Below are 5871 nucleotides of genomic sequence, written 5' to 3'. Positions count from 1 at the left end.
ACCAGATCTTTCCGATCCGATTTCCTCGGGCTTTCGCTTTCCGGGTTCCCGCTTTCGCGTTTCCCTTTCCGGCGGATCCGACTTTATCAGATGTTCTGAGTCGGATTTCCCGCCCCTCCGGGGACTGGATCCGATGTACGAAACAGTCGGGTTCCCGGTCGGGGAGAGATGTAAACGTACTGGAGCGGGGCGCCCCGATGCAAATCGGGGTGCCCCGCTCCCAGTTCTGGTGTACGGAACTGCCCTACGGGTCGTCAGACCTCCACGACCACGGGCAGGATCATCGGCCGGCGCCGATAGGTGTCGGAGACCCACTTGCCCAGCGTGCGGCGAACGAGCTGCTGCATCTGGTGCGCTTCGACCACGCCGTCCTGGGCGGATCGTTCCAGGACCTCCGTGATCTTCGGCAGCACGGCGCTGAAGGCTGAGTCCTCGATCCCGGAGCCGCGCGCCTGGATGTGCGGGCCACCGGTGATCTTCCCGGTGGACGAGTCGAGCACCATGAAGACCGAGATGATGCCCTCGTCACCGAGGATCTTGCGGTCCTTCAGGGCCGGCTCGCCGACATCGCCGACGGAGAGGCCGTCGACGTAGACGTATCCGGCCTGGACCTTGCCGGCGATCTTCGCCCTGCCGTCGATCAGGTCGACGACGACTCCGTCCTCGGCGATGACGATGCGGTCGTGCGGGACACCGGTCAGGGCGCCCAGCTCGGCGTTGGCCCGGAGGTGGCGCCATTCGCCGTGCACCGGCATCAGGTTCCGCGGACGGCAGATGTTGTAGAAGTACAGCAGTTCGCCGGCGGAGGCGTGGCCCGAGACGTGCACCTTGGCGTTGCCCTTGTGGACGACGTTGGCGCCCCAGCGGGTCAGGCCGTTGATGACGCGATAGACCGCGTTCTCGTTGCCGGGGATGAGCGACGACGCGAGGATCACCGTGTCGCCCTGGACGATGCGGATCTGGTGGTCGCGGTTGGCCATCCGGGACAGGGCGGCCATGGGTTCGCCCTGTGAGCCCGTGCACACCAGGACCACTTCGCTGTCCGGCAGGTCGTCCAGTGTCTTCACGTCGACGACCAGGCCCGGCGGAATCCTGAGATAGCCGAGATCGCGGGCGATGCCCATGTTGCGGACCATGGAGCGGCCGACGAAGGCGACCCGGCGGCCGTACTCGTGCGCCGCGTCCAGGATCTGCTGGATGCGGTGGACGTGGCTGGCGAAGCTCGCCACGATGATCCGCTTGCGGGCGCCGGCGAAGACCTGGCGCAGGACGTTGGAGATGTCGCGCTCGGGCGGAACGAAGCCCGGGACCTCGGCGTTCGTCGAGTCGGACAGGAGGAGGTCGATGCCTTCCTCGCTGAGCCGGGCGAACGCGTGGAGGTCGGTGAGGCGGTTGTCCAGCGGGAGCTGGTCCATTTTGAAGTCGCCGGTGTGGACCGCCATGCCCGCGGGCGTACGGATGGCCACGGCGAGAGCGTCGGGGATCGAGTGGTTGACCGCGACGAACTCGCAGTCGAACGGCCCGATGCGCTCGCGGTGTCCCTCCGTCACCTCCAGGGTGTACGGACGGATGCGGTGCTCCTGAAGCTTCGCCTCGATGAGGGCGAGGGTCAGCTTGGAGCCGATCAGCGGGATGTCCGGCTTCTCGCGGAGCAGGAAGGGAACGCCGCCGATGTGGTCCTCGTGACCGTGGGTGAGGACGATGCCCTCGATGTCGTCGAGGCGGTTCCGGATGGACGAGAAGTCCGGAAGGATCAGGTCGATCCCGGGCTGCTCCTCCTCGGGGAAGAGCACGCCGCAGTCGACCACGAGCAGACGGCCTCCGTACTCGAAGACCGTCATGTTGCGGCCGATCTCGCCGAGACCCCCGAGCGGGGTGATGCGCAGGCCGTTCGCGGGGAGCGGCGGCGGCGGACCGAGTTCAGGATGCGGATGGCTCAAAAGACTCTCCTCACCACGCGCGCCACGTCCCGGTGGGGCACGTGGCGCGCGTGACGTTCGTGCAGAAGCAGTTGTCGTGGTGGTGCGCGGGCACCGGTGGCCCGCCGCTTATTCAGTTGTGGAGTCAGGTTGCGCGAGCGGTCGCGCGAAGTCTGTTGTCAGAGCTGTACCCCGCCGGCGGCAAGATCGATCTTGAGCTGCTCGATCTCTTCCGGCGTGCACGCGGCCATGGGGGCGCGCAGGGGGCCGGCGGGCAGGCCCTGCAGGGCGAGCGCCGCTTTGGTCGTCATCACGCCCTGAGTGCGGAACATCCCCGTGTAGACGGGGAGCAGCTTCTGGTGGATCTCGGTGGCCTTCTGGACGTCCCCCGAGGTGTACGCCTCGACCAGGGCGCGCAGCTCGGGCGTGACGAGGTGGCCGACGACCGAGACGAAGCCGACGGCGCCCACGGAGAGCAGCGGCAGGTTCAGCATGTCGTCGCCGGAATACCAGGCGAGGCGCGAGCGGGCGATGGCCCAGCTGGCGCGGCCGAGGTCGCCCTTGGCGTCCTTGTTGGCGACGATCCGCGGGTGCTCGGCCAGACGGACGAGCGTCTCCGTGTTGATCGGGACACCGCTGCGGCCGGGAATGTCGTAGAGCATGACCGGCAGCCCGGTGGCGTCGGCGATGGCCGTGAAGTGCTGGTACAGGCCTTCCTGCGGAGGCTTGTTGTAGTACGGGGTGACGATCAGCAGGCCGTGTGCGCCGGTGCGCTCCGCGGTGCGGGCCAGTTCGATGCTGTGACGGGTGTCGTTGGTACCGACCCCGGCCACCACGTGCGCGCGGTCTCCGACCGCCTCCAGGACCGCCCGTACGAGGTCCGCTTTCTCCGCGTTGCTGGTGGTGGGTGACTCGCCGGTGGTGCCGTTGATGATCAGGCCGTCGTTGCCTGCGTCCACCAGATGGGCGGCGAGCCGCTGGGCGCCGTCGAGGTCGAGTGCGCCGTCCGCCGTGAAAGGCGTGACCATGGCGGTGAGGACCCTCCCGAAGGGGGTCTGCGGAGTGGAGGTCGGAGCCATGGGTTACACGCTACTCGCTGCTCGGGGCGGGGTCTGCCCTCGGGGGAGGCGACAAGCGAGGACAAAGGAGGAGCCCGGTACTGCCTGCTCGGGGGTTCAGGCAGTACCGGGCCCGTCTGATCAGGCTAGATGAAATACTACAAATACCGCAATCCGGACACATCGGAGGGCTGATCGTACATGTGCGCCCGGCCGGGGTTCAGGCCCCGTACTTGGGGCTACGGGGCCACGCGCCCGTTGGCGTTGAAGGCGGCGTGGGTGAGCGGCATGAGCCGGGCCCATTCGGCCTCCATCTTTTCGCCGACCATCTCGATCTCCCGCTGCGGGAAGGAGGGGACCTTCGCCAGCTCGTGCTGGGTGCGCAGGCCGAGGAAGTGCATCAGCGAGCGGGCGTTGCACGTGGCGTACATCGAGGAGAAGAGGCCGACCGGGAGGGTGGCGCGGGCGACCTCGCGGGCGATGCCTGCCGCCAGCATCTCCTGGTACGCGGCGTACGACTGCCGGTAGGACTCCTCCATGGCGTCGGTGACAGCCTTGTACTGCTCGGGGGTGCCGTCGACGAACTCGTACTTGCCGGGGCGGCCCTGCTGGACCAGCTTGCGGTCCTCGCCGGGGACGTAGAAGACCGGCTGGAGCTCGCGGTAGCGCCCGGACTCCTCGTTGTACGAATTGTGTACGACAAAGCCGTCCGCGATGAAGTTGTGGTGCGGCGGCGGCATGGAGATGTCGTAGGTCATCTCCTCCCCGTCGGCGTCGACGGAGACGACGCCCTCCCAGCGCACACCGTTCCGGAGGGCGCGGCGGCGCACTCCGATCGGCACGCCTTCACCGCTGGCCTTCCGCTGGTGACACGACTTGCAGGCCGGTCGCAGGTTCGAGACGTCGAGCGACTTGGTCAGGTCGGCGTCCACGGGGACGACGTGGTCCAGCTCCAGGTCCTTCGCCTCGAACTTCTCCTCGCAGAGGTAGCAGAGGTCCATGGGCGCGATGAGATCGGCTCGCTGCTCGGTGGTCCAGATCTGGATCCCCTCGCGCAGGCGCTTCGGGATTCCGGCCCGCTCGCCGACCCCCACCCGGCCGAGCCGCCCGACCCGGTCGCCGACGCGCAGGTCGCCGGCGCGGACCCAGCCTTCCGGCGTCCATACACGGTGGTCCGCGGTGCAACGCAGAACCTTGCCGTGGGTTGTCGAGACCTTGATGATCGGCTTCACGCCGGACTCGAAGACGTCGACCATGCGCGCCTTCTCCGCCAGCCCGGTCTCCAGGTCGATGGTGTCGGCCAGGAGGTTCTGACAGGACTTCAGTCTGCGCGTGCGCCCCATCGAGTCGGGCACACCGATCTTCCAGTCCCGGTGGATGTCCGCGATGCGCTTGGTCCTGCCGTTCTTGCTGGTGCCGACGCGGATCCTGGCGTCGCCCGGCAGGCACCAGCCGACCCGGTGGCGCATGAACTCGCGGAACACGAAGATCGGAGCGCTGACGAGGAACGTCAGGGAGTTGTGCTCGAACGGGCTGCCGTGCCGGTCCCGCATCAGGTAGTTGATCAGACCCTTGGACCGCTCCGGATCCTTCTCCAGTTCCCCGAGGGACTGCTCGCCCAGGGTCGATACGCGGGCGGCGAACAGGACATCCGAGTCCGAGGCACTGGACTTCACCAGTTCGACGGTGACGTCACTCCGCAAGGTGACGTCATCGGGCGTTGACGGCTGGGGGTCGTCGGCGGAGGTCAAGAGGGTCCTTCCGGTCACATCACGGCTGCAGTTCGGCGACCACTCTACGGGGCACCCGTCACGGCGGGAGAAGGACCGTGCCACGACGGATTTCCCCTATCTGGGCACCTTCTGCCGGTGTCGCTCGTTTGTGTCGATGAGAGCGATTCGTTCGAGGTTCGAGGGGAGAAGCACCACTGATGTTCGGTCGACGGGAATCCGAGCCGTTCGCCTTCCTTGCCCATGCCGACGAGTTCCGCGGCAATGCCACGCCCCCGCCCCGCGAGCGGGCGTCCGCAGGCGAGCTGGCGGGGCGCTGGCTGCTGGGGGTCTGCATCGTCGCCGGGCTGGTGGGCTCCCTCGTGATCGGGATGCCCGCGTTGTCCACGGACCAGTCGGCCACGGGGACCGAGCAGTCGGAGGCGTCCGACAAACACTGAGAGGGGCGGCCGGCCCCGACCGGGCCCCCCAAGGTGGTGAGGGGTACCACAGATCGGTAGCCTCACCGGGCACTGCCCACGCATGGATCGAGTGAGGACCCAGCCGTGCCCCTGCCCTTCCTGACGGCCGACCGCGCCTTCGAAACGGCTGACGATGTCGCGCTGCCGTACGACGACCGTGACCGCTGGCGGCGCCCGTACCGGCCGGGTCCGTGGCGGGTGGGAGCGGCGGCGATACTGCTGCTGCTCGCCTCGTTCGTGCTGTTCTCGGCGGTGATCATCGCGGCTACGGCATCACTGTCGTCGGCCGGCCTGGTCTTCGGGGTCGCACTGGTCGTCATCGTCGCCGCCCTGCGGTTGCTGCGCATGGGCACGTGGGTGAGTGTCCATGGGCTGCGGCAGGTGGGTCCGTTCACCACCCGCACGACGCCGTGGGACCAGGTCGTCGCGGTGCGCACGGTGCAGCAGCCGGTGCGCTGGCTGGGGCTGCCGCGGACGGTGCAGGGGCAGGCGCTGCTGCTCGTCCGGCGCGGGCGGTCGGCGGAGCACCTGCCGCCGCTGCTGACCTCGCACGGCGCGGACTTCCTGGGGCGCGGCGTGGCCTTCGACCGGGCGGCCGACTCGGTGGAGGTCTGGGCCGACGAGTACCGGCGGGACTGAGCGGGACCGAACCGCTGCGCACACGACGGGCCGGGGGGGGGGGGGGCCCCCCCGCCCCCGCCCC

The 5871-nt window shown here is 68.5% G+C and carries 5 protein-coding genes and 1 pseudogene; 2 read left to right on the top strand and 4 right to left on the bottom strand.

What is annotated here, in order from left to right; genetic code table 11:
* Positions 1-254 precede the first annotated feature (254 nt).
* The 4 genes and pseudogenes from ACFWVE_RS34500 to ACFWVE_RS34485 all read right to left on the bottom strand — a co-directional run.
* Complete coding sequence (locus ACFWVE_RS34500; protein ID WP_384023063.1) at positions 255-1940, bottom strand: ribonuclease J; 1686 nt, start codon at positions 1938-1940, stop codon at positions 255-257.
* 158 nt (positions 1941-2098) lie between these two features.
* On the bottom strand, positions 2099-2998 hold the full coding sequence (gene dapA, locus ACFWVE_RS34495; protein WP_384023060.1) for a 4-hydroxy-tetrahydrodipicolinate synthase: 900 nt from the start codon (positions 2996-2998) through the stop codon (positions 2099-2101).
* A gap of 218 nt (positions 2999-3216) precedes the next feature.
* Positions 3217-4320, bottom strand: a complete 1104-nt coding sequence (gene thyX / locus ACFWVE_RS34490) for an FAD-dependent thymidylate synthase (protein WP_384023066.1) — start codon at positions 4318-4320, stop codon at positions 3217-3219.
* Between the two features lie 105 nt (positions 4321-4425).
* A pseudogene (locus ACFWVE_RS34485) lies at positions 4426-4728 on the bottom strand (FAD-dependent thymidylate synthase); the annotation flags it as partial.
* Between the two features lie 179 nt (positions 4729-4907).
* Here ACFWVE_RS34485 and ACFWVE_RS34480 point away from each other — a divergent pair.
* Complete coding sequence (locus ACFWVE_RS34480; protein WP_384023058.1) at positions 4908-5147, top strand: hypothetical protein; 240 nt, start codon at positions 4908-4910, stop codon at positions 5145-5147.
* A gap of 105 nt (positions 5148-5252) precedes the next feature.
* Complete coding sequence (locus ACFWVE_RS34475) at positions 5253-5807, top strand: hypothetical protein (RefSeq protein ID WP_384023055.1); 555 nt, start codon at positions 5253-5255, stop codon at positions 5805-5807.
* Positions 5808-5871: the final 64 nt, after the last annotated feature.

This window comes from Streptomyces sp. NPDC058632, from assembly GCF_042717095.1.
GTDB lineage: Bacteria > Actinomycetota > Actinomycetes > Streptomycetales > Streptomycetaceae > Streptomyces.
Note: the sequence above shows the minus strand (reverse complement) of the source record. Positions and strands in the feature narration are given on the sequence as shown.